Here is a 23474-nt window from a genome sequence, read left to right as displayed (position 1 = left end):
ATGTCTAGTAAGAACATTGTTGTACTAGGAGCTGGCTTTTCTGGGGTATTTGCTACTCGTAAGTTAGCTAAAAAGTTGAAGAATACTGACTATCAAATCGTTTTGATTGATCGTCATTCATTTATGACTTATATGACTGAATTGCACGAAGTTGCTACAAAGCGTGTTGAACCTAAGCACGTACAATTTGATTTGGGAACGCTATTTAAGCACGAATCAAATGTAAAGATTGTCACAGCTACTGTTGAGGATATCGACAAGGATGACAAGGTTGTTAAGACTTCAGAAGGTGAATTTACATATGAGAAGCTAGTTATCGCAACTGGTGGTACGACAAACACCTTCGGTACACCAGGTGTTGAAGAATATGGTTACACACTATGGTCATTCGAAGAAGCTATTCGTCTACGTTCACGTATTGAAAATATCATCCGTGAAGGTGCTATGGAATCAGATCCAAAGTTGCGTGCTGCTAAGTTGACTATCGCAATCGTTGGTTCTGGATTTACTGGTGTTGAGTTAGCTGGTGAATTGATTGACCAACGTCATGAATTAGCACGTGCTAACAACTTGGATGAATCAGAAATCAAGTTGGAAGTTATTGAAGCTGCACCAACTATTTTGAACATGATTTCAGATCGTAAGTTGGCTGATAAGGGTGAGCAATACATGGTTAATCATGGTATCAACTTGCGTAAGTCAGCTGGTGTTGTTGAAGTTAAAGAGCACGCTGCTATCTTGAAGGATGGTACTGAGATTCCTACTGATACCTTGGTATGGACTGCCGGTGTTAAGGCTAAGCCACAAGGTGCTAAGTGGGGCTTGCAACAAGGACCTGGTGGCCGTTTCTTAGCTGATGAGTACTCACGTGCTTTGGGCGAAGAAGACATTTATGTTGCTGGTGACGTGGCTGCTTACCAAGAACCTGCTTTGGCAGATCCTGATAACCCACGTGCTGGATGGACACCACAAACTGTTGAAGGTGGAGAATCAGCTGCCAACACACTTGTTCCTAATATTGTTTATGATGTAACTGGTCAAACTGGTGAACGTCATGAATTTAAGGGTCACTACCAAGGATTTGCCGTATCAATTGGTTCACACTACACTGTAGGTGTTGTTCAACAAATTGGTAACATGAAGTTAGGTAAAGAAGGTTGGTCAATAACTGGTTTCCTTGCTAATATGTTCAAGCACATTATCAACTTCTACTTCTTCATGCAAATTTCAAGTGGTTACCACATGTTCCAATACACATTGGATGAATTCTTCCGTACACCAAACGGACGTAACCCATTCTTTGGTTGGACTTCACGTGTTGGTAACGTTCTTTGGTCAGTACCTTTGCGTATTGTCATGGGAATTACCTGGATTTCACTTGGTTCTACTCTAGGTGGTGGTACTGGTGTACTTGCAACAATCATCGGTTGGTTAATCGCCTTTGGTTTGTTGACTTCGCTAGCATCATTTATTGGTTTCATCTTTGGTTTGGTAATGGTATTTGCTGGATCAGGTGTGACTGTTGCTGCTTTGTTGATTCCATTTGCAACCTTAGCATTAATGAACGGTTCAGGACGTACAATCGGTTTGGACTACTGGGTATCACCAATGCTAGAACGTTCTTTGGCCAACTCATGGTATGGTAGAGCACGTTCACGCTACAATGATATGCGTAAGTAATTAAAACAAATAAAATCACTGATGACAAAATAAGTCATCAGTGATTTTTTGTTTGCTCATATTAAAATATTATTGATGTTGTGAGGCGTAAAAGGCAGCGATGATACCATGCGCTACTCCGACATTAATTGATCGCACGCTTCCATATTGGGGAATATAAACCATTGCATCAGCTGCGTTAATTAAATCATCAGCAAGGCCAAGCTTTTCTTCACCAAATAGGAAGGCTGACTTAGCTGGGAATTGCATCGTATAAAGTGATTGTGGATTATAACCTGGTGTATTATCAATGGCGTAAATTGTATAACCTTCTTGGTGTAACTGCTCAAAGATAGCTGGATAATCAATAATGCGACGATGTTCAATGTGCTCATAATTTTGAGTACCCAATGAACCACGACGGTCCCATTTTTTGATGCCTTCTTTAGCATCAGGAATTGCTGGATTTTCAGGATTTAAGAAGATCAATTTTCGCATACCAAATGCATTGCTATTACGAACGGCTGAAGCTTTGTTAAAGTCATGACTTAAATTTTGCATGATTGAAATCATATTGCCACGTTGCATATCAAGGGCAGCTCGAATTTCATCATCTGTTTTGCCTTTATAAAAATCGGTTACGTTACGATAATCTGCTGAATGGCTAAGGTCAATATCTGACATAATGGTCTCCTTATGGATTAGGACAAGCCCAATTTAAACGATTAAATAATAATTTTATTCTAGCCGGGTGAATAACACGTGTCAAACTGGATAATGCTTGCTAAAATAAGATTAAATTGCACATTTCAAAGCATATTGACTATTAATTTGTTATGATAATAGTTATGAGAAAATAAAAAGGAGGCGCAGACATGACGCCAATTATATCGTTGTCGCATGTAGATTACGCATATCCAAATAGTGACGCGCTAGCCTTACATGATTTGTCATTGACAATCGATCAAGGTGAATGGGTCGCAGTTATCGGGCATAATGGATCCGGTAAATCAACTTTTGCAAAATTATTAAATTATCTATTAGCACCTACTAAAGGTGAAATTACAATTAACGGCATTGTTGCCGATGAAGAACACATGTGGGATATCCGCGATATGGTGGGGATGGTTTTCCAAAATCCTGATAATCAATTTGTTGGGGCAACCGTAGCTGATGATGTTGCCTTTGGAATGGAAAACCGTGGTGTGCCACGTGATGAAATGATTAAGCGTGTGGATGCTGCCTTAGAAGAAGTGCAAATGATGCCATTTTCAGACCGTGAACCAGCTCGTTTATCTGGTGGCCAAAAACAACGGGTGGCCATTGCTTCAGTATTAGCATTACAACCTAAAATCTTGATTTTGGATGAAGCAACCGCCATGTTAGATCCTAAAGGACGTCGTGAGATGATTACGCTAGTACGTGAATTGAAGGCACGTATGGGGGATGCATTAACGGTTATTTCGATTACCCATGATATTGATGAAGCTGCCAGTGCTGACCGTGTTATGGTGATTAACGATGGTGAACTCGTTGAAACGGGATTACCAGCAGAAATATTTGCGAATGCTGGTCAATTACGTCGCTTTGGGTTAGCAGTACCTTTTGCTGAGCAATTAAAGGAAAAATTACGGGAACGCGGTATCGCGGTTCCTGAAGAATATTTGACGACAGAAGGGCTGGTGACATGGTTATGGCAATCAATTTCAACCAAGTAGGCTTTACCTATCAATTGAATACACCGTTTGCAACGCCAGGTTTACACGACGTTACATTTGATATTCCAGAAGGTCAATTAACAGCAGTCATCGGGCATACTGGTTCGGGTAAATCAACCATGGTTCAGAATTTAGATGGTTTGGTGTTACCAACGTCTGGTACAGTCACAATTGGCGAACAGGTTATTACGCCAGAAACGAAGTTAAAAGAATTGAATGAAGTGCGTTCGCATATTGGTCTTGTCTTTCAATTCCCTGAAGCACAGTTATTTGAACAAACCGTATTAAAAGACGTTATGTTTGGTCCAAAAAACTTTGGCGCTTCTGAAGATGTCGCTCGAGCCTCAGCAGAGGTGGCGTTACAAAAGGTCGGTATTGATCCAACCTTGTATGAGCGTTCACCATTTGAATTGTCTGGTGGTCAAATGCGTCGTGTGGCTATTGCTGGTGTGATTGCGATGGAGCCAGATTTATTGATTCTAGATGAACCAACAGCTGGCTTAGACCCTAAAGGGCAACGTGAATTAATGCAATTATTTATTGATTTGCAGCATGAAAAGCATATGACAGTAGTGTTAATTACTCATCAAATGGAATATGTAGCCCAATACGCCGATCATGTCGTGGTTTTTGAACATGGTACTGTTGTTAAGTCAGGGACACCAGCCGAGATATTTGCCGATGAAGACTGGTTACATGAAAAGCAGTTGGATGTGCCAGCAGCTAAGCAGTTTGCTGATGCACTTGCTGGTAAAGGGGTGCAATTACATGACGTCTTGGACATTGATCAGTTAGCTGACCAATTAGCAGCGCGGATTAATGGGGAGGTAGATCATGTTTAGCAATATGATTATTGGCCGTTATATGCCTGGCAACTCTTGGATTCATAGATTGGATGCCCGGACTAAGTTGGTATTAAGCATCGCCTTTATTTTTGTGGTCTTCTTAGCCAACAATGTTATTGGGTACGTCTTAGCAACTGCCTTTACGTTATTTGCAATTTTGTTAACGGGTCTTGGTGTTGGCGTATTTATTCGTGGTGTGAAACCATTGATTTTGTTGATGCTGATTACGACGTTATTGCAATTATTCTTCGTGCAAACTGGTGATGAATTAATTCATTGGTGGTTTATTCGAATTACGACTGATGGTGTCATTAACAGTATTGTTGTCTTTGTCCGTTTTATGCTGATTATCATGTTTTCAACAATTCTAACGTTAACGACACAACCACTAGCAGTAGCCGATGGTATGGAAAGTTTGCTAAAGCCGTTTAAAAAGATTGGCTTGCCAGTTTCTGAATTGGCGTTGATGTTATCGATTGCACTACGATTTGTACCAACTTTAATGGATGAAGCGCAAAGCATTATGAATGCGCAACGTGCGCGTGGTGTGCGTTTTAACGAAGGTGGCTTGATGGCGCGAATTAAATCATTTGTGCCATTGTTAATCCCACTTTTTGTGAATGCGATTAAACGTGCGATAGAGTTAGGGGATGCAATGGAAGCACGCGGTTACCGTGGCGGTGATTCACGAACGAAATATCGTGTGCTAACATGGCATAAACAAGATACGATTGCGATGATTGGTTTCGTTGTCTTTGCAGCATTATTGGTTGCAACACGATGGATGATGTAGAAAGGATGTAACATGCCACGTTATAAAGCAACCATTGCTTATGATGGAACGGATTTTTATGGTTGGCAAGTGCAACCAAACAAACGAACAGTTCAAGCTGAAATGGAAGCCGTTGTGAACAAGATGGCTAAGTATCCTGCTGAACATATTCGCGTGCAAGGGTCGGGCCGTACAGACGCGCGTGTGCACGCAAAGGGTCAAGTAGCCCATTTCGATTTACCGTTTGATATTCCGGCTGATGCGGTGCGTAAGGGCCTCTCAACGATGCTTCCTTATGATATTGGTATTAAAAAAGTTGAAAAGGTGTCTGATGACTTTCATGCGCAATTTAATGCTCATGATAAAACGTACTTTTATCGTTTCTCAACGACCGAATATATCGACCCATTTAAACGGAATTATACCGGTCATTGGCATCGGCGCTTGAATCCTGAATTAATGCAACAGGCGATTGGTGATTATGTTGGTGAACATGATTGGCTAAGTTTTGTTGCTTCAGGTTACCAACAAAAGACAACCGTCAGAACGGTTTACTCAGCTAAAATGTGGGTTAAACCAGAAGAAGAAGAAATCTGGTTTGAATTCTCAGGGAATGGCTTTTTATATAACCAAATTCGGATTATGGTCGGCGTCCTATTAGAAATTGGTAACGGTATTCGACCAGTTGACGATATTAAACGGTTATTCGAAGTGAAGGATCGGCAACAAGCACAATTCACTGCTCCGGCCCAAGGCTTATATCTAATGGAAGTTAAATATTAAAAAAATATGTCGTCACCAGAACTATTCCATTGACTAATTATCCGAAACGGGATAATATAGTACTCGGTATTGTTTACCAACCACAATGGGAATGTCCTGGTACGACTTTTTAATTATTGGTAAAGTAAACAAACAGAAAACTGGAGGAAATTTTCCATGCGTACAACTTATATGGCAAAGCCAGGTGAGATCGATCGCAAGTGGTACATCGTTGATGCAACTGATATTGCATTAGGACGTTTGTCAACTGTCGTTGCTTCAATCTTGCGTGGTAAGAACAAGCCAACTTACACACCAAACGTAGACACTGGTGATAACGTTATCGTTATCAACGCCGGTAAAGTCGCTTTGACTGGTAAGAAAGCTTCTAACAAAATTTATTACCACCACTCAAATCACCCAGGTGGTTTGAAGATGCGTCAAGCAGGTGACTTGCGCGAGAAGAACCCACAACGTTTGATCGAACTTTCAGTTCAAGGTATGTTGCCAAAGGGTACTCTTGGTCACCAACAAGGTTTGAAGCTACATGTGTTTGCTGGTTCAGAGCACACACACCAAGCTCAAAACCCTGAAGTGTTGGACATCACTAACCTTATTTAATTTAACGAAAGGAGAATAGTTTAATCATGGCTCAAGTACAATATGCTGGAACTGGCCGTCGTAAGAACTCTGTTGCCCGTGTACGTTTAGTACCTGGTAACGGTGCAATCACGATTAACGGTCTTTCATCAGAAGAATACATTCCTTTCGCTAATTTGCGTGAGGTTATGGTGCAACCATTTAACGTTACTGAAACTCTAGGAAACTACGACGTTGTTGTTAACGTAAATGGTGGAGGTTTCTCAGGTCAAGCTGGTGCAATCCGTCACGGTATTTCACGTGCCCTATTGACAGTTGATCCTGACTTCCGTGCTTCATTAAAGAAGGCCGGTCTACTTACTCGTGACCCTCGTAAGAAGGAACGTAAGAAGCCAGGTCTTAAGAAAGCTCGTAAGGCTTCACAATTCTCAAAGCGTTAATATTTACTATTACACTTTGTTGGGTTGTTCAAGATCCGTACAAATGAAAAACTCCCAAGTTGGTTTTGCCAGCTTGGGAGTTTTTTTGTTGCAATACATTAATAAATAATATCGACTTATTTTTTCTTTAATTATTAAAAATATTGCTATAATTAATGATATAGGATGAATAGTACAAAATTAAAATTTATGTCAATGAAAAATAAGTTTTAAAGATAGAGTGGGGAATATTATGAATGGGGAGTTGGATGAAATTATCAATTACGTAAATAATAATATACGTTTTGGTACTAAGATTTTACAATCTTTAATAAACGATTTTGTTATTAGGTTAAGATATAGCATATCAGAAATATATGAATTATATACAGAGATAAGAGGCTTGAAACTACAAATTGAAAGAGATGTAGTGCCAGAATTTGGGGAATATTTATTTACGCAAAAAAATTCATGGGACGAAGATATACGTGAATTAATTAAAGGGTTACCAACTAATTTTTCGATTTCAGATCTCTATCTTTTTAGTCGTGATTTATCAGTAGCACACCCAAATAATATGAATGTGAAAGCAAAAATTAGACAAGTATTACAAACTTTACGGGACTTAAACGAGATAGAATTTGTAGAAAAAGGTATATATAAAAAAGTATTTAAAAAAGAAAATGATATTCAAATAGATGTTGATGATGATTTTCAAGATTTAGATGAATTATTAAGTTCTGATAGTTTTAAAGCTGAAATGAATGATTTTCATGAAGTTGCTAGTTTTAAAAACAATATTGAATATTTAGATAAATATCAAAATGAAAAAGATGATAGTGCGTTGGAAAATTTGTATGTTGCTAATCAAAAGTTGGTAATGAAAATTGCAAATGGTTACAAGACATTTGCGACAACAAGTTTTGATAGGGACGACATGGTAATAGAGTATAAAAAGATTAGAAAAATTTATGGAGGAAATTTTATATCTTTAGATTTGCCAACTGGTTCAGAAGAAGGAACATCAACACTAGGGGATCTATTACCAATAGAAGCAGAAAGAGATGAATTTGAAATAATAGCTGATAAAGAAATTTCCCAAAAAATTGAATCCGTATTATCAGAATTGAGTGAGCGTGATTCTGAAATTATCCGGCTTAGATTCGGTTTAGAAAATGGAGAAGAACACACTTTAGAACAAGTAGGACAAATTTTTGGGGTTACTAGGGAAAGAATTCGACAAATTGAAGCTAAAACGTTAAAAAAGTTAAAGAATCATAATGATATCAAAGAATTCAAAGAAAAAAATAGTAGGTAAATATGATGACAACAGTAAATAAAAAAATTGAAAGTCTAATAGATAAGTATAAGTTAAAAAAACCATTAGTAATAACTGTAGGGTTTGATGATTCTGAGTTAAACAATTGGTTGATGGAACCAATTGATCAAAAGTTAGATTTAATTGACATTGATGAAAAGATTAAATCGATTATTCCCGAAATTATGGGACATCTTGGTCAGCAAAATGACTATTATATGATTCGTCCGGAAGAATTTAGTTTGATTTCTGAAAAAATGGCAATTAGCATGATTTATCCAAATGATATCATTGTTTTAAAAAACAACTTATATAATAAACTTTATCCATATAATAATACATTATTTGATATTAAAAAAGTATTTGATTTGCTATATTTGCACGAAGATATAGAATTAGTAGGACAAGATAATCAAACAGTTGCTAGAATTAATACTTTTTACGGTTCTATAAATTTTTCGAAAAATAGTGGCTATTATTTTGTAAGTTACAGAGAAGATTTTTGGAGTTCTTATAAGCAATATGATTTTTATGATGTAGAAAATAAAATAGCAATACATACTATAGATAAGCCAAACTCTAAAATTAATATAGCTCTAGATGAAGAAGAAATGAATTTTTTGGATTTTGAACTTAAAAATGATTTTTCTAAACAAGTAAATTTTGTTATTAGATCAATAGATGAAATACCAAATCAATATCATGAGAGAATTACAGTATTAAAGAATTTACATCCTAATTGGTTAATAACGTTTTCTACTGAATCTATTAAGCGACAAAATATTGAACTGATTGACGAATATCGTAAAATTTTAAAAGATGTATGGGGATATAGCGATTTTCGAGATTTGAATATGTATGCTAGTATCGAAAAACGAGATAAGAAAGTAATAAAAATTTCCCAAGCGCAAATAATTGATGCTATCGTTCAACAAGCTGAACATGCTAGAAATGGTGATGAATTTAGAGATATTTATATAACTGCTTCTACAGGATCAGGAAAATCAGTTATGTTTCAAATCCCAACTTTGTATTTGACTGAACAACATAGTGATGAGAAACCGTTAGTATTAGTAATCTCCCCATTGATTGGATTGATGAATGATCAAGTAGATAATATGAAATCTAAAGGTGTTAACAATGCTGAAACAATTAATGGGAATACACCTCCTTTTGAGAAAGAAAAGATCTTAAAAAAAGTTGCACATGGTGATATTAATATGCTGTATCTTTCACCTGAAACATTGCAGTCACGTAGTGATATTAAGATGTTAATAGGCAATAGAAAAATTTCAATGGTGATTGTAGATGAAGCTCATATTGTAACTACATGGGGAAAGTCATTTCGTGCGGATTATTGGTATTTAGGAATTTATTTACAAAAATTAAGAAAAGAGTATCAATTTCCAATTGTAACATTTACTGCAACAGCGATTTACGGTGGTCGTGAAGATATGTATGCTGATACACGAAATAGTTTAAATATGATTCGGCCTATTGCTTATTTTGGATTAGTTAAACGTGATGATATCTTTATGAAAATTCAATCTTCTACAAAAGAGGATGGAGATTATCGCAAAACAAAAAAAGTTTTGGCTAGGAAACATTTGCAGTTAGCATATAAAAATAATCAGAAGTCATTGATGTATTTTCCAACTATTAAGTTATTAAATGATTTTTATAGAGATTTAGAATCTAATAATCCAGAGTTAGCAGAAAAGACAGGAAAATATTATGGAACTTTGACTAAAGAAGAAAAAGATACAGTACTTGAAGAATATAAAAATGGAGACTTGAAGTTCGTATTAGCTACAAAAGCTTTTGGAATGGGAATTGATATTCCTGATATAACAAATGTTTATCATTATAGTCCTACTGGTAATGTAATTGATTATATACAAGAAATTGGAAGAGTGGCTCGTGATCATAAAATAGTTAGTAAGGGTTATGGATGCTTAGATTATTTACCTCAAGATTTTAATGTTGTTAAACAATTACAAGGAATGAGTGCTATTAAGAAAACACAAATTCAAGGTGTAATGCAAAAAATATTAGACATTTATAGAGCAAAAGGTCAAAATCGTAATCTTGTGGTGAATGCAGATGATTTTAAATATATTTTTTCAAGTGATATAGATGATGATGATAGTCTTGATAATAAAGTGAAAACGGCCTTGCTAATGATAGAAAAAGATTTTTCATCAAGTAGAAAATTGGGTTATTCACCTTTTGTTGCAAGGCCTAGAAGCATATTTGGAAAAGAGTTTATATTGGTTGATGATGAAACTGTTCAAAAATTGGAGTATTCAAGTTTAAATAACTATTTTAAATTTGAAAATAATTTAAAGGGTGAAGGATATACAAAATTATTTTCAGTAGATTTATCAGGAATATGGGAAGATTTTTATAAAACAATGTCATTTCCACAGTTTAAATATAAAATTAATACTCCAGATGAGAGAAAATCAATGAAACATGCCAATGTTTTCAGTTTGCTGAATTTTGCTAGTGGGGTCCAGTTTAGTTTTGATAAAAATAATAATGATAGAGTAGCAGGCTATAAAAAAGTTTTAGAAGTCTATCAGAATTTCCTCGATATTATGCAACGTAAAGAAAAGCAATTTGATGTAAAAGAGTTGTCAAATTATTTACGTGGTTCTCTTAAAATTAGTGATGAATTTAAGGCTCGAAGTGTGGCACAAGTATTAATTAATGCAACTTTTGAATATCAAAAATTAAAAAATTCAATCGTATTACGTGAACGGCCTGCAAGCAATAAAAGTTTATATAAAGTACAGCGATCAGGAGATATTTTTGCCGATTTTGTCATGCAAGTGATAGGAAGATTATATCATCCAAAATACAATTATATTTTAGGAGACGAAGAGGCTAGAATTTTTCATTATCGTAATTCTAAAGAATCTTTGGATGAAGAAATTATTGTATTAGGAATTGGAGAAGCATTTGATCAAACTATAGGTTTAAACTTTACCACTTTGGGAGGATATAATCCACAAATATATATTAGAATTAATTCTGTTTACCCAGTAGAACAGGCTATTAAACAAGATCAAAATTATCAAAATAATATTTTGAATGATGTATTGTTAAAACATAGAATTGGTGTAGAAATGCAAAAATATTTGTTTACTCATAAAGCTGTTGGCAATAATTCAAAAGAAAAAGTATTAAACTATACAGAATGGTTCTGGGATCAAATTGAAAATTATTTCATGGGAAATTTACCGACTGAAGTTGAGGAATCTCTTTTTTCAAAGAAAGTGTAATAATAATTTAGCGATTTATGTAAGTTGGTAAGATAATGTTTAACATACAGTTCTAAACAATTAAAATCACATCCTTTAAAGAATTAATTGATAAAAGTTAGTTTGGATTTTTTTTGTATTGGTTTAGTTCTAATAAAGAATAAATATAACAGTGATATAATTAATATAAATGACAGAACAAGTAACGCGATGTTTTCTTAGAAAGAGGGATACTTGTTGAAAAAGTTAAAAAGGAAAATATATATTTTTTTAGATGATTTCGTACCTTGGATGTATATAATGGGCTATTTCTGTTACATCTTTGTAGGTTATCAAGCAATTGATTCATTTCCACATTACCAGACAGGTGAGTTAATGGATTTGTCTAAAACACTTGTTTTTGGTTATGCATTAATTCAATTAGCTAAACAAACGGTTGCTGCGAATGATGTGACAATAACGCTTACATCTAAAAATGATGCTTCTGATGATGTTTTGCCTTATATTGCAAGTGAAATTATGTTGCATGAGGACTTAGAAGAGAAAGAAGCATTAGATGAGGCGAGAGAAGAAGGACTAGATGATTCAGATGGGGATGATTCATCTTATTAATTAGTAAGACATACATAAGTAAAGGGAGTGAAATTATATGAGTAAGGGAGTTTGGATTGGTACAATTGGTGTTTTAGCAGTTTTGGCAGTAGGTGGCGGAGGTGTTTATGTGCATCAACAGTCTCAAGATAAAGAATTAAAAACTGAACAAGCTAAAAACCAATCAATGTCTAAAAAGCTAGATAGTGCTGATCAGAAGAGTAAGGCTAATAGTAAAAAAGAAGATACGCAAAAAAGTGAATCAAAAGCTGATGAGTCGTCAAATACGGAAGCTTCATCTAGTTCAGCATCATCAAGTTCGGCATCGTCCGTTGATAACAATAAGGCGGTAACACTAACAGATGACCAAAAGCAGCAAGTTAATGAGGCTTTCTTAGACTGGGCTGATGGTCGGGCAAGTGTAGGTAACATGGCAGTTACTGATTACTACTTTGATCATGGTGCTGCTGGTCATGGTGATTGGTACGCCAATACACCAGATGGTGAGATACAAGTACAGGATGAAAACAATCCAGGTCGCGATGCATTCCCTATTCATGCAATTGGTGGGGTAGTATTTATGACTTTGCAAGATGGTTCTACTGGTCGTCAAGATGATATTGTTGATTCAATTGCAGGTGGTTATGGTCAAAAGGCAGATTTAACAATGCCAATTACCAAGTATATTCTTGGTGACAATGGTAAAGTCTATGAACTAAAAATTGATGATGGTCAAGTTGGTTTGACTACTGGCTTTGGTGAATATAATGATGATGGTAATGCACACGGATTTAATACTGATCATGATTTTGCTGTTTCACAGGATACTGCTGCACAACAGGAATTGCAGAAGCTGATTAGTGTGTATAAATAATCTATTAAAGGATAAACGGTTATATACAAAGCAACATATTGTTGCTTTGTATATTTTTTTGTTTTGCGATAATTAAATTATGGAACTACATAATTTAATAAAAACAAAGCGAGAAAACTTGGGCCTAACCCAGGATTATATTGCATATAAATTAAATGTTACGAGACAAGCTGTACAAAATTGGGAAACTGGTAAAAGAGCGATTTCTAATGATTTATTAGCAAAGTATTTTGAAATATTAGACTTCAATGCTGAAGAAATATTAGCAATGTTTGGCTTTTTGACTGATGATAACTTAGAAATAAAAGCAATTGATTATTCTATAGAAGGGATAAATGACTTCCAAAGTCGAGCATCAAATTCAATATTAACTAAATTTCCAACTTTGTATTTAGGAATTGGGAAAAAGAAAAATGAGTATAGTAATGAAACGAAACAATTGGCCTATGTTGGTGAAGCTAGTTCTATTGTTCGAAGAACAAATGAGCATTTAGATGCATCAAATGATAAATTGAACGCTATTAAAATTGATTCTGATGATCAAAAAGAAGAGCTATTTATTATAGGTCATTCAAAATTTAATAAGTCCGCTACTCTAGAATTAGAACAAATGTTTATGGATTCTTTATTAGGGGATGACAAATTTTCTAAAATTTACAATGGTCGGAATAATGGCTTATCTGCAGATTTTTATGAACGAAATGCATATCGGCTAGGGTTATTTCCAAAAATTTGGGAAAAGTTACATAAACAAGATATTGTTTCAAGTTTAGAAGAAGTTCGTAATTCTGCTCTATTTGCTAATAGTCCTTTTAAGTCGTTGAGTAATAAGCAATTAAAAGCTAAAGAAATCATTGATAAAAAAATAGAAACTACTTTAGCAAATACACAAGAAAATGCTGTTATAAAAATTGAAGGATTAGCTGGCTCGGGTAAAACGGTTTTAATGTCAAAGCTGTTTTATGATCTTTGGAAAAAGTCGACGGAAGATGTAGCCAATCATAAATCTGTGACTTTGTTAGTACGACATGAGCAGCAACTACGTGTTTATAAACAAATAGCTAAAAAGTTGAACATGGATGAAAAAAATGATGTGATGGCTGTTTCAAAATTTATAGACCAAGGCAAGAAGGTAGATGTCTTATTGGTTGATGAAGCACATTTATTATGGAGTGGAAATTATAGTCATACTAAAACAAGTAAATGGGAACCTGATCTAGCTGCATTGCATAAATTAGCTAAGGTGTTGGTATTAATTTATGATCCAAAACAGCTAACGTCTGCCAGATCTAAAATATCAGATAATTATGAACTAGAATCAATTGTTAATGGTGAAAATACGATTACCGTTAGTTTAGATGAACAATGGCGTATACATGCTAATAAACAAACAATCGATTGGATTGAAAATTTTGCACATCAAAAAGAAGATTCAATAATTCAGGTACCTAATGATGATAATTATGATATTCAGTTTTTTGATAATGCTGAAGAATTTAAAAAAGCAGTTGAAGATAGAAATGAAAAATATAGGTTAAGTCGCTTTGTGGCAACTTATGATTGGAGATATACCCAAAGCGGTAAGCCTGATAATGGTGAAAATTATCATAATGTTACTTATGGAGATGTAGCAATGCCATGGAATCTACAACTACCTGAAGTTAAACAAGCCCAAAAGCATAACATTCCTTGGCAGGAAATTCCAGAGAGTATTAATGAAATTGGGAGTGATTATACAGTTCAAGGTATTGATCTGAACTATGTCGGCGTAATTTTAGGACCATCAGTGATATGGAATGAGAAAACAAATTCATTGGATATTGATGCTGATAAATCAAAAGATAAACAAAAAATGCGCAAAGTAGGAGGTACTTATAACACTGAAGAAAATAAGAAGTATTTGAAAAATGTTGTTAATGTCCTACTGACTCGTGGTGTGCACGGTCTATACGTTTATGCAGTTAATGATGAGTTACGAGAAAAGTTAATGGTGTTAACAAAATAGGGTATACAATATAAGTACTATTATTTTGGAAAACGAGATGAAATTATGGAAGATATACGTAACTATTTTTCTGAACTAAATGAAACACAAAGAGATGTTTTATAATAATCATAATACAGTACAAATGCTACCAATAAATTCGAAGACTAATATGGGTAATCAAATAGTCAGTCCGGCAGCCGGAATATTCAAACCTAAAGATACTAATTTTGTTATATCTGTTAAGCAGACAATCAAAGGTACATACAAAGATTCAAGTGTAATTGAATATAAAGATGGCACAGGACTCTTCTTATACCATCAAAAATCAGAAAGTAAAAATGATTCATCAAACGTTCATAGTATTTATTATGAAAGGAGTAATGTTACTGAAAACATAGCATTGATGAATAATAAAAATAAAAACATACCAATCGGGGTGGTTATACAACAAAAAGAAAAACAAGGGACTAGAAATGTATATAAATTTCTAATTGGCATGGTTTTATATTGGTATGAAGGATTTTTTATTATTCAGATTGCTAATGATGATAGACTAATTAATACCAATACAAACTCACAAGAAATAAAGAACCATTTGTATAAAGGTAATGTTAATTCTTTTAGTGAAGAATTAGACTTTGATAATATTGTTGATGCAAGGGAAAAACAAAAAAGGTCAATAATAATCCGCCAAGGACAAACAAAGTTTCGTAATGAATTACTTGATGCGTATAATAAGAAGTGTGCTATATCTGGTGTTAATGTGGAACCAGTGTTGGAAGCGGCACATATATTTCCATACAAAGGTACAGAAACGAATGTAATTAATAATGGTCTTTTATTGCGAAGTGATCTACACTTGATGTTTGATAAAAAATTGATTCGTATTAATGATAAATATATTGTTGAGCTGTCACCAGAGTTAAAAAGTACAGTATACAATAAATTTGATGGTGTAACCTTGTATCTACCAGAAGATGTAAAAAACTATCCTGATAAAAAAGCTTTGGCCAATCATTATGATTCTTGTGAATTCTGATAGAAATTATCTTAGTAGTTACTTATTCCCCTTGCAAAACCCCATCAAACCGAGTACCATTTTTATTAAATAATAATTAGAAATAGACTGTGAAGAGTAGAGTAATTTTTAATTAACTTGTACAGAGAAGGTTGGTTGTTGAGAAAACCACAAGTTAATAAGAATGAAAATGAGCTTGGAGTACTAATAGTTATGCAAGTAACTATTACGGAGGGACACGTTATCGTCTGACTTATGCATGATATAAGTTATTAAGGTGCTTTTCGTGAGAAAAGTACAAATTTAAGGTGGTACAGTGAAGCTTTCACCCTTTTGTTTAAAAGGTGTGGAAGCTTTTTTAATTGTTTTAATTGTCAATATTTAGAATTAGGGGATGCATTTATTATGGAAAAAGCAGAGAAAATCAAGATTGTACAAGATTTAATTCATATCAACACGGTTAATGGTAATGAAATTGAAGTTGCTAAGTATTTAAAGCAATTGTTAGCTGATCATGGGATTGAAGCAAACATTGATGAATTTGGGGAGAATCGTGCCAACTTACAAGCCAAGATTGGTAAACCAGAAGGGGAAGGTAAGATTCTTGTATTCTCTGGTCACCAAGATACGGTCGCTATCGATAATGAATCAGCATGGGAGCACAATCCATTTGAAGCTTACATTGATGGCGACAAGCTATATGGACGTGGTGCAGCGGACATGAAGAGTGGTTTGGCAGCTGAGGTGATTGCGGCCATTGAATTACATGAAAATCCCGATGTCGAGTTGAATGGTACGTTACGTTTGATTATTACTACTGGTGAGGAATATGGTGCGCAAGGTGCTTATCGTTTGAATGAACAACACGCAATTGACGATGCGGATGCCTTGGTAATTGGTGAAGCAACTGACGGTCAGGTTATTTTTGCCCATTCAGGTAGTTTCAATTACAGAATTACAAGTACCGGTAAAGCGGCGCACAGTTCAACACCAGAGCGTGGTATTAATGCCATTCAAGGGTTGGTAAATTACATTAATCTAGAAAAAAGCTTGTTTGATGATGCACCTGAAGACCCATATCTAGGCAAGGTACAACACAGTATTACAGTTATTAAAGGTGGGGAGCAGGTTAACACCATTCCAGCACAAGCTGAATTACGTGGTAATATTCGTCCAACCCAAGTATTTGATAATGCCAAAGTTATTCAACGTATTCAAGAAACAATTGATCAATTAAATGATTTATATGATGCTGAGCTTAAGCTAGAAATCATTCATAATTTTGAGCCAGTTGAATCAGCTAAGGATAATGACTTTATTCAAACGGTTCAAAAGTCTGCTCAAAAGTTCTTTGATGATCGTAAGGTTGATTTGATTACCATGAACGGTGCAACAGATGCCAGTGTGTTTGTGAAGAATAATGTTGGTTTGCCAACGGTTATTCTTGGACCTGATGGGGATGCGGTGACTCACCAACTTAATGAGTACACAACGATTAGTAGTTACTTGCATTTGATTGATGCTTATCAAGAAATTGCTCGTGAGTATTTGCAATAAATCAGTCCCAATTTTGGCATACAAAAGATGCTTTTATTCACCAATTTTTATATAATGAATTGAATGAGATTAGAAATGGGTGAATTTAGTTGCGGAAAAGATTTATTAGAAGGCCAGTTATATTTGGCATTATAGTAGGAATTATTATTAGTGTAATTGTCGCAGGAACGGTAGCTTTCGTGTCATATCGTGTTGTTCACAATAATACACATAGTAGTCTGGCTCCCAAGACGAAAAAAGTATCACAAGAAACATTGACTGTTCGATCATTGACGAAAGAAAAGAAAGTTGTCATGGTGAATCTAGGTTTATCTGAGATTCTGAATGAGAAACGGTCTACTCAGTTATTTGGACAAAATATTTTCGGAACGAATCGACAAAAAATTATGCAGGCTTCGTTTGATGCTCAACTAGGTGTTGATGGTAAAGATGTTAAGGTTACTGCAACAGGTGATAACACCTATAATATAGCGATTAAAAAGTTCATTTTTATCGGCTATAATCATCCAAACTTTAAAGTATTAGATGAGCATAATGGTGTGTTTAGTTCGTTTACAAAAGATATTGATGAAACAGAGATGATTAATAAGGTATTAGATTCGAAGTCAAAGCAAAAGTACGTTGTAAAGTATAATGATTTGTTGCAACAATCAACGAAAGACTTTTATCGTAACCTGGTTTCAACAACAAATCCCAAAGCTAAGTTAACGTTTGATTTTCCAAAATAAATAGAATATAAAAGCGCTCGTAAGATAGTTCCAAACTATCCTACGAGCGTTTTAAGTTTTAGTGCGTTAATAACGCCTAATTATTATTTATTTACAAGTGATAAAAAGTTATCCAATTGTGTTGGATCTGCACCAACCATGATTAGTGCACGAAGAGGCATGTTTGAGAATACTTCTATATTATCACCACTAATCATGTAATCGATGGTCTTATCTAAACCAGATTCTTTAATGGCGTCTTGCACGTCAGTTCGCTTAACGACATCACTAATATAAGTATCACCAGTTATCGGAGCTAGAATATCAGCACCTAATGTGACATTAACATGTTCGCTAAGTTTGATATCGCGAGATGAACTACCAATGTTGATAATATAATCACCGTTATCGATTGTCCAAGCACTGCGTTGTACATCATACCAAGCAAAATTACGTGACTCTAATTCGAATGTTACCCGTTTTGTTTCGCCTGGTTCAAGGGCAATTTTCTTAAATGCTTGTAATGAATTAACAGCTGTTTCGACATCACTCGCTTGATTATTAATATAAAGTTGCGCGATTTCTTGTCCGGCCACTTTACCTGTATTGGCTAAGTTAAATGAGACCGTAACGGCATCTTTATTACTATCGATATCTAAATCATCATACTTGAATGTTGTGTAGCTTAATCCATAACCAAATGGATAGTTAACTTCACGTTCTTTCAAATCATAATAACGGTAACCAACAAAGATACCTTCATGATAATTTTCTTCACGACGACTGACAGCAAAGGTACCGTAAGTTGGTGTGTCTTGAATCTTAATTGGGAAGGTTTCAGCTAACTTTCCAGATGGATTAGTTTGACCAGTTAGGATATCCCAAGTGGCTTCACCGACTGCTTCACCAGCTAAGTATGTTTCAACAATAGCTTGCACATCGTCTTGCCATGGCATTGTAATAGCTGAACCGTTTTGCAAGACAACAATGACATGTTCATTAACGGCAGCTAACTTTTTGATAAGTGCAATCTGGTTATCAGGCAAATCAATGGTTTTCTTATCAAACCCTTCTGATTCGTCACGTTCAGGAACACCAGCAAATACAATGACTTTATCACTGTTTTTAGCAGTAGCAACCGCAGCGCTTTCAAGTTCTGCATCACTAACTGTGTCAGTAATGCGATAACCTTGTTCATAACGAACATCTTGTTGGCTATCTTTTGCTGCTTGTAATGGTGTGACAACCTTATAAGCATTAACGTGCGAACTTCCACCACCTTGGTAACGTGGTGTTTCAGCTAATTCACCAATAAGAGCAACTTTGTCCTCTTTTTGTAGTGGCAAAACTGATGTATCGTTTTTCAATAGTACAATACTATCAGCTGCTAATTTGCGGGCAAACTCATGTTGTGCATCCTTATCATATGTGCTGTCATTATCGGCTGCGATATGGAATTTTTCAACTAGGTGGAGTACACGCAAAACAGCTGTATTTAGGACAGATTCTTCTAAGTCACCGTTACGTACGGCTGTCACAATCCGATCAACGGAATAATCACCATTACCGGGCATTTCCAAATCTAATCCGGCTTTTAGTGCAGCAATGATGTCGGCAACAGCGCCCCAATCAGACATCACAAGGCCTTCAAATCCCCATTCGTTACGTAGAATTTGTGTTAGTAAGCGGAAATTTTGTGAACTTAATTTACCGTTGATAGCGTTATATGAGCACATCAATGTAGCCGGTTGGGCTTCTTTAACAATCTTTTCAAAAGCAGCTAAATAAATTTCTCGTAATGACCGTTCATCAATATTTGATGATGATGTAAAACGTTGGCTTTCACGATTATTACCGGCAAAGTGCTTTACACTGACACCAACGCCTTGTTGTTGAACACCTTTAACATAGGCTGTACCTAATTCACCAGCTAGGTAAGGATCTTCGGAGAAGTATTCAAAATTACGACCAGCCAATGGCGAACGTTTGATGTTAACACCTGGTCCAAGTAGAACAGAAACGTTTTCTGCTTTAGATGCGGTACCAAGATGTTTTCCTAATTGATGTAACATATCAACATTAAACGAACTTGCGGTTAGTGCAGCAGCTGGAAAATCAATGGCTTCGACACTTTGATTTAATCCTAAAGCATCAGCCCCTTCAGCTTGCTTACGTAACCCAGAAGGTCCATCTGTCACCATGATTGATGGGATATTACGCTTTTTATTAGATGCTGTGAACCAAAAATCTTGACCACTCACTAATCTGGCTTTTTCTTCAATAGTTAAACCTTTTACAAACGATAAATCAAATTTTGACATGCACGTCTCCTTATTGTATTAAAAATTAAAATACGCCTTACAAATTTAATTATAATACCTTTTTTTAAATGTTAATTAAAGAAATATATTAAGGGTTTTATATAGAAATCACGAATTACAATTGTGATACTTGCGTTAATGAAAATTGTCATATATAATCGATTTATTATAATTATTTAATCCAATTTTAATGTAGTTTAGTTATGAGTAGTTACTAAATGATTAGGGGGCATCAATATGGGCATTAATAAATTAGGGGTGAAAGTGGCTGTTTTAACAACAGCCATGATTGGTGGGATTAGTTTTACTACGCAGACGATAGACGCAAAAACAAAGCAAGTCATTCGTACATATTCAAATACGGAAATTTCTTCACTGGATGTGGCAAAAGCTACTGAGCTAAATGCGTTTACTCAGTTAGACAATGTTACTGAAGGACTATATGTTTACGATAGTAAGGGACAACCTAAAAAAGCGTTGGCGCAGAAGACCAGCATTTCTGAAGACAAAAAGACTTATACCATTGATATTCGTAAAGATGCTAAGTGGAGTAACGGTGATCCGATTACCGCGGCAGATTTCGAGTTTTCATGGAAACGTGCTGTTGATCCTAAGACAGCGAGTGAATATGCGTACTTATTTGATAACATTCAAAATGCTAAAGATATCCAGGACGGTAAAAAGGACCCCAGCACTTTAGGCGTTAAAGCACTGGGTAAATATGAATTACAGGTTAAATTAGTTGCACCGCAAGAATATTTCAAAATGATTCTAGCGCGTGAAACATTAGCACCATTAAACCAAAAGTTCGTTGAACAACAAGGTGATAAGTATGGTACGTCATCAAAGACGACATTGTATAACGGACCTTTTGTTAGCCAGGGTTGGTCGGGTTCAACGACTAGCTGGACATTAAAGAAGAATCCTAATTATTGGGATAAGAAGCATGTCAAGCTAGATAAGATTGAGTATTCAGTCGTTAAAGATCCATCAACTGCTTATAATTTGTATCAAACAAAGAAGTTAGATCAAATGACTTTGGTGGGTGAGCAAGCCCAACAATTATCAAAGAATAAAGATGTTGTTAATCGTGATTTGGCCGCAACATCATATTTGCAATACAATTTGAAGAACAATACGGGACTAGAGAATGCTAAGATTCGTAAGGCCATTTCATTATCAATTAATCGTAAACAATTAACATCAAGAATCTTAAAGAATGGTTCACAGCCATCTAATGGTTTCGTGCCTCGCAAGATTGCATCGGATCCAAAGACCGGTAAAGACTTTTACAAAGTCTCAAAGGTACCAAATACGGCCGAGTATAAGCCAAAGTTAGCGAAGAAATTATTTGCTGAGGGTCTAAAGGAGGTTGGTAAGGATAAGATTAACGTTAAGATGATCACGGCCGACGCCAGTGCTTCTGAACAAGTTGCTGTCTTCATTCAAGATCAATTAAAGAAGAATCTACCAAAACTGGACTTAACTTTGCAAAAGGTCCCACAAAAGAGTCGTATTGCATCAGTTAATGAAGGAAACTTTGATATTTCATTCCAAGGTTGGTCAGCAGATTTTGCGGATCCATATACCTTCTTGCAGATTTTCCCAAGTGATAGTGCGCAAAATCACACCGGTTGGAAAAATGATGCATATGACCAAGCGATTGACGATTCTCTAAATAAGAATGCGGCTAACAAGCAGGCGCGTTGGGATGATTTGGTAAAGGCTGAGAAGATTTTGATGAAGGATCAAGTTGTTACACCAATTTATCAGACCAACAATGAAGACCTAGTTAATCCACGTTTGAAGGGAGTTAACTACAATCAAGTTAATGGTCATTATAGTTACAAGACAGCTTATTTAGCTGACAAATAAATTTATAGGGGTATAAATAGGGGGAGATATTTTGAAAGAACCAGAACAAATTGAACTTATTAAAGACTTTTCCAATTTAAATGGCGTGCCAGGATTTGAAACTGAAGTGGCGCAATATTTTGAAAAGCGGGCAACACCGTATGGAAAAGTAACCCGTGATGGTATTTTCAATAGTTATGTTGAGCGACCAGAAAATAATGGACAGCGACCAGTTGTGCAAATTGATGCACATGCGGATTCGGTTGGCTTCATTACACAAGCGATTCGACCAAATGGGTTAATCAAGTTTGTGACTTTGGGAGGTTGGGCACCAACTAACGTACCAACGACTCGTGTGCGAGTGCGTAACAAGGATGGTCAATATATCAAAGGGGTGGTTGCTAGTAAGCCACCGCACTTTATGACCGAGGAAGAGAAGAAGCAAGTGCCAAAGATTGCTGAAATGTCAATTGATGTTGGATCAACTAGTCGTGATGAAACATTGCATGACTTCAAAATTGATACGGGTTGTCCAATATTCCCTGATGTCGATTGTGAATATTACCCATCAACGCGATTGTTCTTTGGTAAAGACTTTGACAATCGTGTTGGATCAGCCGCTTTAGTTGATGTGTTGGATCAAGTGCATGGTGCAACTTTAGATGTTGATGTAGCCGTCGCATTATCAACACAAGAAGAAGTCGGAACACGTGGTGCCAAGGTAACTGCTAATAAGATTTCACCAGATTTGTCAATTGTGTTTGAAGGTTGTCCATGTGATGATACCTTTGAGGAAGACTGGTTAATTCAAACAGGTTTAAAGCGTGGGCCAATGTTGCGTGATATGGATACATCATTTATTGCGAATCCATTGTTTGAGCAATATGCAGCTAAAATTGCTGATGAGAATGAAATTCCTTATACACGTTCAGTTCGAACAGGTGGTGGTGTGAACGGTGCCGCTATTGAATATTGGAATGGTGCGCCAACAATTGTGATTGGTATTCCCGTTCGTTATGAGCATACGGCATATAATTGGACATCATTGGATGATTATCAACATGCTGTAGACTTAACAGTAGCTATTTTGAAGGATCTGGACGCTGATAAAATTACCAGCTTTTTGGGATAATAGAATAAAAGCTACTATATAGTAAGAAAATGACAATATTGAAACCGCAGTAGGCGAAAACTACTGCGGTTTTT

19 protein-coding genes are annotated in these 23474 nt (G+C 35.6%); 17 read left to right on the top strand and 2 right to left on the bottom strand.

Annotated features, from left to right (window positions below):
• A complete protein-coding gene (locus ACSYSF_RS06940) occupies positions 1-1680 on the top strand; it encodes an NAD(P)/FAD-dependent oxidoreductase (RefSeq protein ID WP_489867302.1) in 1680 nt (559 codons plus the stop codon).
• 69 nt (positions 1681-1749) lie between these two features.
• Here ACSYSF_RS06940 and ACSYSF_RS06935 read toward each other — a convergent pair whose 3' ends face one another.
• Positions 1750-2343, bottom strand: a complete 594-nt coding sequence (locus tag ACSYSF_RS06935; protein ID WP_489867301.1) for a TrmH family RNA methyltransferase — start codon at positions 2341-2343, stop codon at positions 1750-1752.
• 191 nt (positions 2344-2534) lie between these two features.
• Here ACSYSF_RS06935 and ACSYSF_RS06930 point away from each other — a divergent pair, with 191 nt between their 5' ends.
• From ACSYSF_RS06930 to ACSYSF_RS06865, 14 genes are all read left to right on the top strand, one after another.
• Positions 2535-3377, top strand: coding sequence for an energy-coupling factor ABC transporter ATP-binding protein (locus tag ACSYSF_RS06930; protein WP_489867300.1), 843 nt, complete (start codon positions 2535-2537; stop codon positions 3375-3377).
• Entirely contained in the window at positions 3353-4219 is an 867-nt protein-coding gene (locus ACSYSF_RS06925) for an energy-coupling factor transporter ATPase (protein WP_489867299.1), read from the top strand. The genes ACSYSF_RS06930 and ACSYSF_RS06925 overlap by 25 nt, the downstream gene beginning before the upstream one ends.
• Positions 4212-5015: an energy-coupling factor transporter transmembrane component T family protein gene (locus tag ACSYSF_RS06920; RefSeq protein ID WP_489867298.1), complete on the top strand. Its 804-nt coding sequence runs from the start codon at positions 4212-4214 to the stop codon at positions 5013-5015. Before ACSYSF_RS06925 ends, ACSYSF_RS06920 begins: the two co-directional genes overlap by 8 nt.
• A 12-nt stretch (positions 5016-5027) precedes the next feature.
• A complete protein-coding gene (truA, locus tag ACSYSF_RS06915) occupies positions 5028-5777 on the top strand; it encodes a tRNA pseudouridine(38-40) synthase TruA (protein ID WP_489867297.1) in 750 nt (249 codons plus the stop codon).
• Between the two features lie 156 nt (positions 5778-5933).
• The gene (gene rplM, locus ACSYSF_RS06910; protein ID WP_489867296.1) at positions 5934-6377 is read left to right on the top strand and encodes a 50S ribosomal protein L13; all 444 of its coding nucleotides are present in this window, start codon (positions 5934-5936) and stop codon (positions 6375-6377) included.
• Between the two features lie 26 nt (positions 6378-6403).
• Positions 6404-6796: a 30S ribosomal protein S9 gene (gene rpsI / locus ACSYSF_RS06905; RefSeq protein ID WP_489867295.1), complete on the top strand. Its 393-nt coding sequence runs from the start codon at positions 6404-6406 to the stop codon at positions 6794-6796.
• A 232-nt stretch (positions 6797-7028) separates the two neighbouring features.
• Positions 7029-8093, top strand: coding sequence for a sigma-70 family RNA polymerase sigma factor (locus ACSYSF_RS06900; protein ID WP_489867294.1), 1065 nt, complete (start codon positions 7029-7031; stop codon positions 8091-8093).
• Between the two features lie 2 nt (positions 8094-8095).
• Positions 8096-11380 (top strand): DEAD/DEAH box helicase, encoded by a 3285-nt coding sequence (locus ACSYSF_RS06895; protein WP_489867293.1) that lies wholly within the window; start codon positions 8096-8098, stop codon positions 11378-11380.
• 279 nt (positions 11381-11659) lie between these two features.
• Positions 11660-11971: a hypothetical protein gene (locus ACSYSF_RS06890; RefSeq protein ID WP_489867292.1), complete on the top strand. Its 312-nt coding sequence runs from the start codon at positions 11660-11662 to the stop codon at positions 11969-11971.
• Positions 11972-12008: 37 nt separating this feature from the next.
• A complete protein-coding gene (locus ACSYSF_RS06885; protein WP_489867291.1) occupies positions 12009-12824 on the top strand; it encodes a hypothetical protein in 816 nt (271 codons plus the stop codon).
• 79 nt (positions 12825-12903) lie between these two features.
• Positions 12904-14829 carry a DNA/RNA helicase domain-containing protein gene (locus tag ACSYSF_RS06880; protein WP_489867290.1) on the top strand — a complete coding sequence of 642 codons (1926 nt, stop codon included), beginning with the start codon at positions 12904-12906 and terminating at the stop codon, positions 14827-14829.
• A gap of 151 nt (positions 14830-14980) precedes the next feature.
• Complete coding sequence (locus ACSYSF_RS06875) at positions 14981-15850, top strand: HNH endonuclease (protein WP_491737225.1); 870 nt, start codon at positions 14981-14983, stop codon at positions 15848-15850.
• Between the two features lie 384 nt (positions 15851-16234).
• Entirely contained in the window at positions 16235-17386 is a 1152-nt protein-coding gene (locus ACSYSF_RS06870) for an ArgE/DapE family deacylase (protein ID WP_489867288.1), read from the top strand.
• Positions 17387-17475: 89 nt separating this feature from the next.
• The gene (locus tag ACSYSF_RS06865; protein WP_491737224.1) at positions 17476-18114 is read left to right on the top strand and encodes a hypothetical protein; all 639 of its coding nucleotides are present in this window, start codon (positions 17476-17478) and stop codon (positions 18112-18114) included.
• Positions 18115-18197: 83 nt separating this feature from the next.
• Here the strand turns inward: ACSYSF_RS06865 and ACSYSF_RS06860 are convergent, their stop codons facing one another.
• Positions 18198-20414, bottom strand: coding sequence for a glycoside hydrolase family 3 C-terminal domain-containing protein (locus ACSYSF_RS06860; RefSeq protein WP_489867286.1), 2217 nt, complete (start codon positions 20412-20414; stop codon positions 18198-18200).
• A 237-nt stretch (positions 20415-20651) separates the two neighbouring features.
• Between ACSYSF_RS06860 and ACSYSF_RS06855 the strand changes: the two genes are divergently transcribed.
• Together ACSYSF_RS06855 and ACSYSF_RS06850 are read left to right on the top strand one after the other, a co-directional pair.
• Complete coding sequence (locus ACSYSF_RS06855; RefSeq protein ID WP_489867285.1) at positions 20652-22289, top strand: peptide ABC transporter substrate-binding protein; 1638 nt, start codon at positions 20652-20654, stop codon at positions 22287-22289.
• A gap of 31 nt (positions 22290-22320) precedes the next feature.
• Positions 22321-23400 (top strand): M42 family metallopeptidase, encoded by a 1080-nt coding sequence (locus ACSYSF_RS06850; protein ID WP_489867284.1) that lies wholly within the window; start codon positions 22321-22323, stop codon positions 23398-23400.
• Positions 23401-23474 lie beyond the last annotated feature (74 nt).

It is taken from the genome of Weissella sp. ESL1139, assembly GCF_058506735.1.
The sequence above is the reverse complement of the archived record's forward strand: the minus strand, read 5'-3'. Positions and strand labels throughout refer to the sequence as shown.

Coding starts and splice junctions, on each gene's coding strand:
- truA (WP_489867297.1), top strand. CDS start 5,028: ATGCCACGTTATAAAGCAACCATTGCTTATGATGGAACGGATTTTTAT.
- ACSYSF_RS06940 (WP_489867302.1), top strand. CDS start 1: ATGTCTAGTAAGAACATTGTTGTACTAGGAGCTGGCTTTTCTGGGGTA.
- ACSYSF_RS06920 (WP_489867298.1), top strand. CDS start 4,212: ATGTTTAGCAATATGATTATTGGCCGTTATATGCCTGGCAACTCTTGG.
- rpsI (WP_489867295.1), top strand. CDS start 6,404: ATGGCTCAAGTACAATATGCTGGAACTGGCCGTCGTAAGAACTCTGTT.
- ACSYSF_RS06855 (WP_489867285.1), top strand. CDS start 20,652: ATGGGCATTAATAAATTAGGGGTGAAAGTGGCTGTTTTAACAACAGCC.
- ACSYSF_RS06895 (WP_489867293.1), top strand. CDS start 8,096: ATGATGACAACAGTAAATAAAAAAATTGAAAGTCTAATAGATAAGTAT.
- ACSYSF_RS06880 (WP_489867290.1), top strand. CDS start 12,904: ATGGAACTACATAATTTAATAAAAACAAAGCGAGAAAACTTGGGCCTA.
- rplM (WP_489867296.1), top strand. CDS start 5,934: ATGCGTACAACTTATATGGCAAAGCCAGGTGAGATCGATCGCAAGTGG.
- ACSYSF_RS06885 (WP_489867291.1), top strand. CDS start 12,009: ATGAGTAAGGGAGTTTGGATTGGTACAATTGGTGTTTTAGCAGTTTTG.
- ACSYSF_RS06860 (WP_489867286.1), bottom strand. CDS start 20,414: ATGTCAAAATTTGATTTATCGTTTGTAAAAGGTTTAACTATTGAAGAA.
- ACSYSF_RS06930 (WP_489867300.1), top strand. CDS start 2,535: ATGACGCCAATTATATCGTTGTCGCATGTAGATTACGCATATCCAAAT.
- ACSYSF_RS06870 (WP_489867288.1), top strand. CDS start 16,235: ATGGAAAAAGCAGAGAAAATCAAGATTGTACAAGATTTAATTCATATC.
- ACSYSF_RS06925 (WP_489867299.1), top strand. CDS start 3,353: ATGGCAATCAATTTCAACCAAGTAGGCTTTACCTATCAATTGAATACA.
- ACSYSF_RS06890 (WP_489867292.1), top strand. CDS start 11,660: ATGGGCTATTTCTGTTACATCTTTGTAGGTTATCAAGCAATTGATTCA.
- ACSYSF_RS06875 (WP_491737225.1), top strand. CDS start 14,981: ATGGGTAATCAAATAGTCAGTCCGGCAGCCGGAATATTCAAACCTAAA.
- ACSYSF_RS06900 (WP_489867294.1), top strand. CDS start 7,029: ATGAATGGGGAGTTGGATGAAATTATCAATTACGTAAATAATAATATA.
- ACSYSF_RS06935 (WP_489867301.1), bottom strand. CDS start 2,343: ATGTCAGATATTGACCTTAGCCATTCAGCAGATTATCGTAACGTAACC.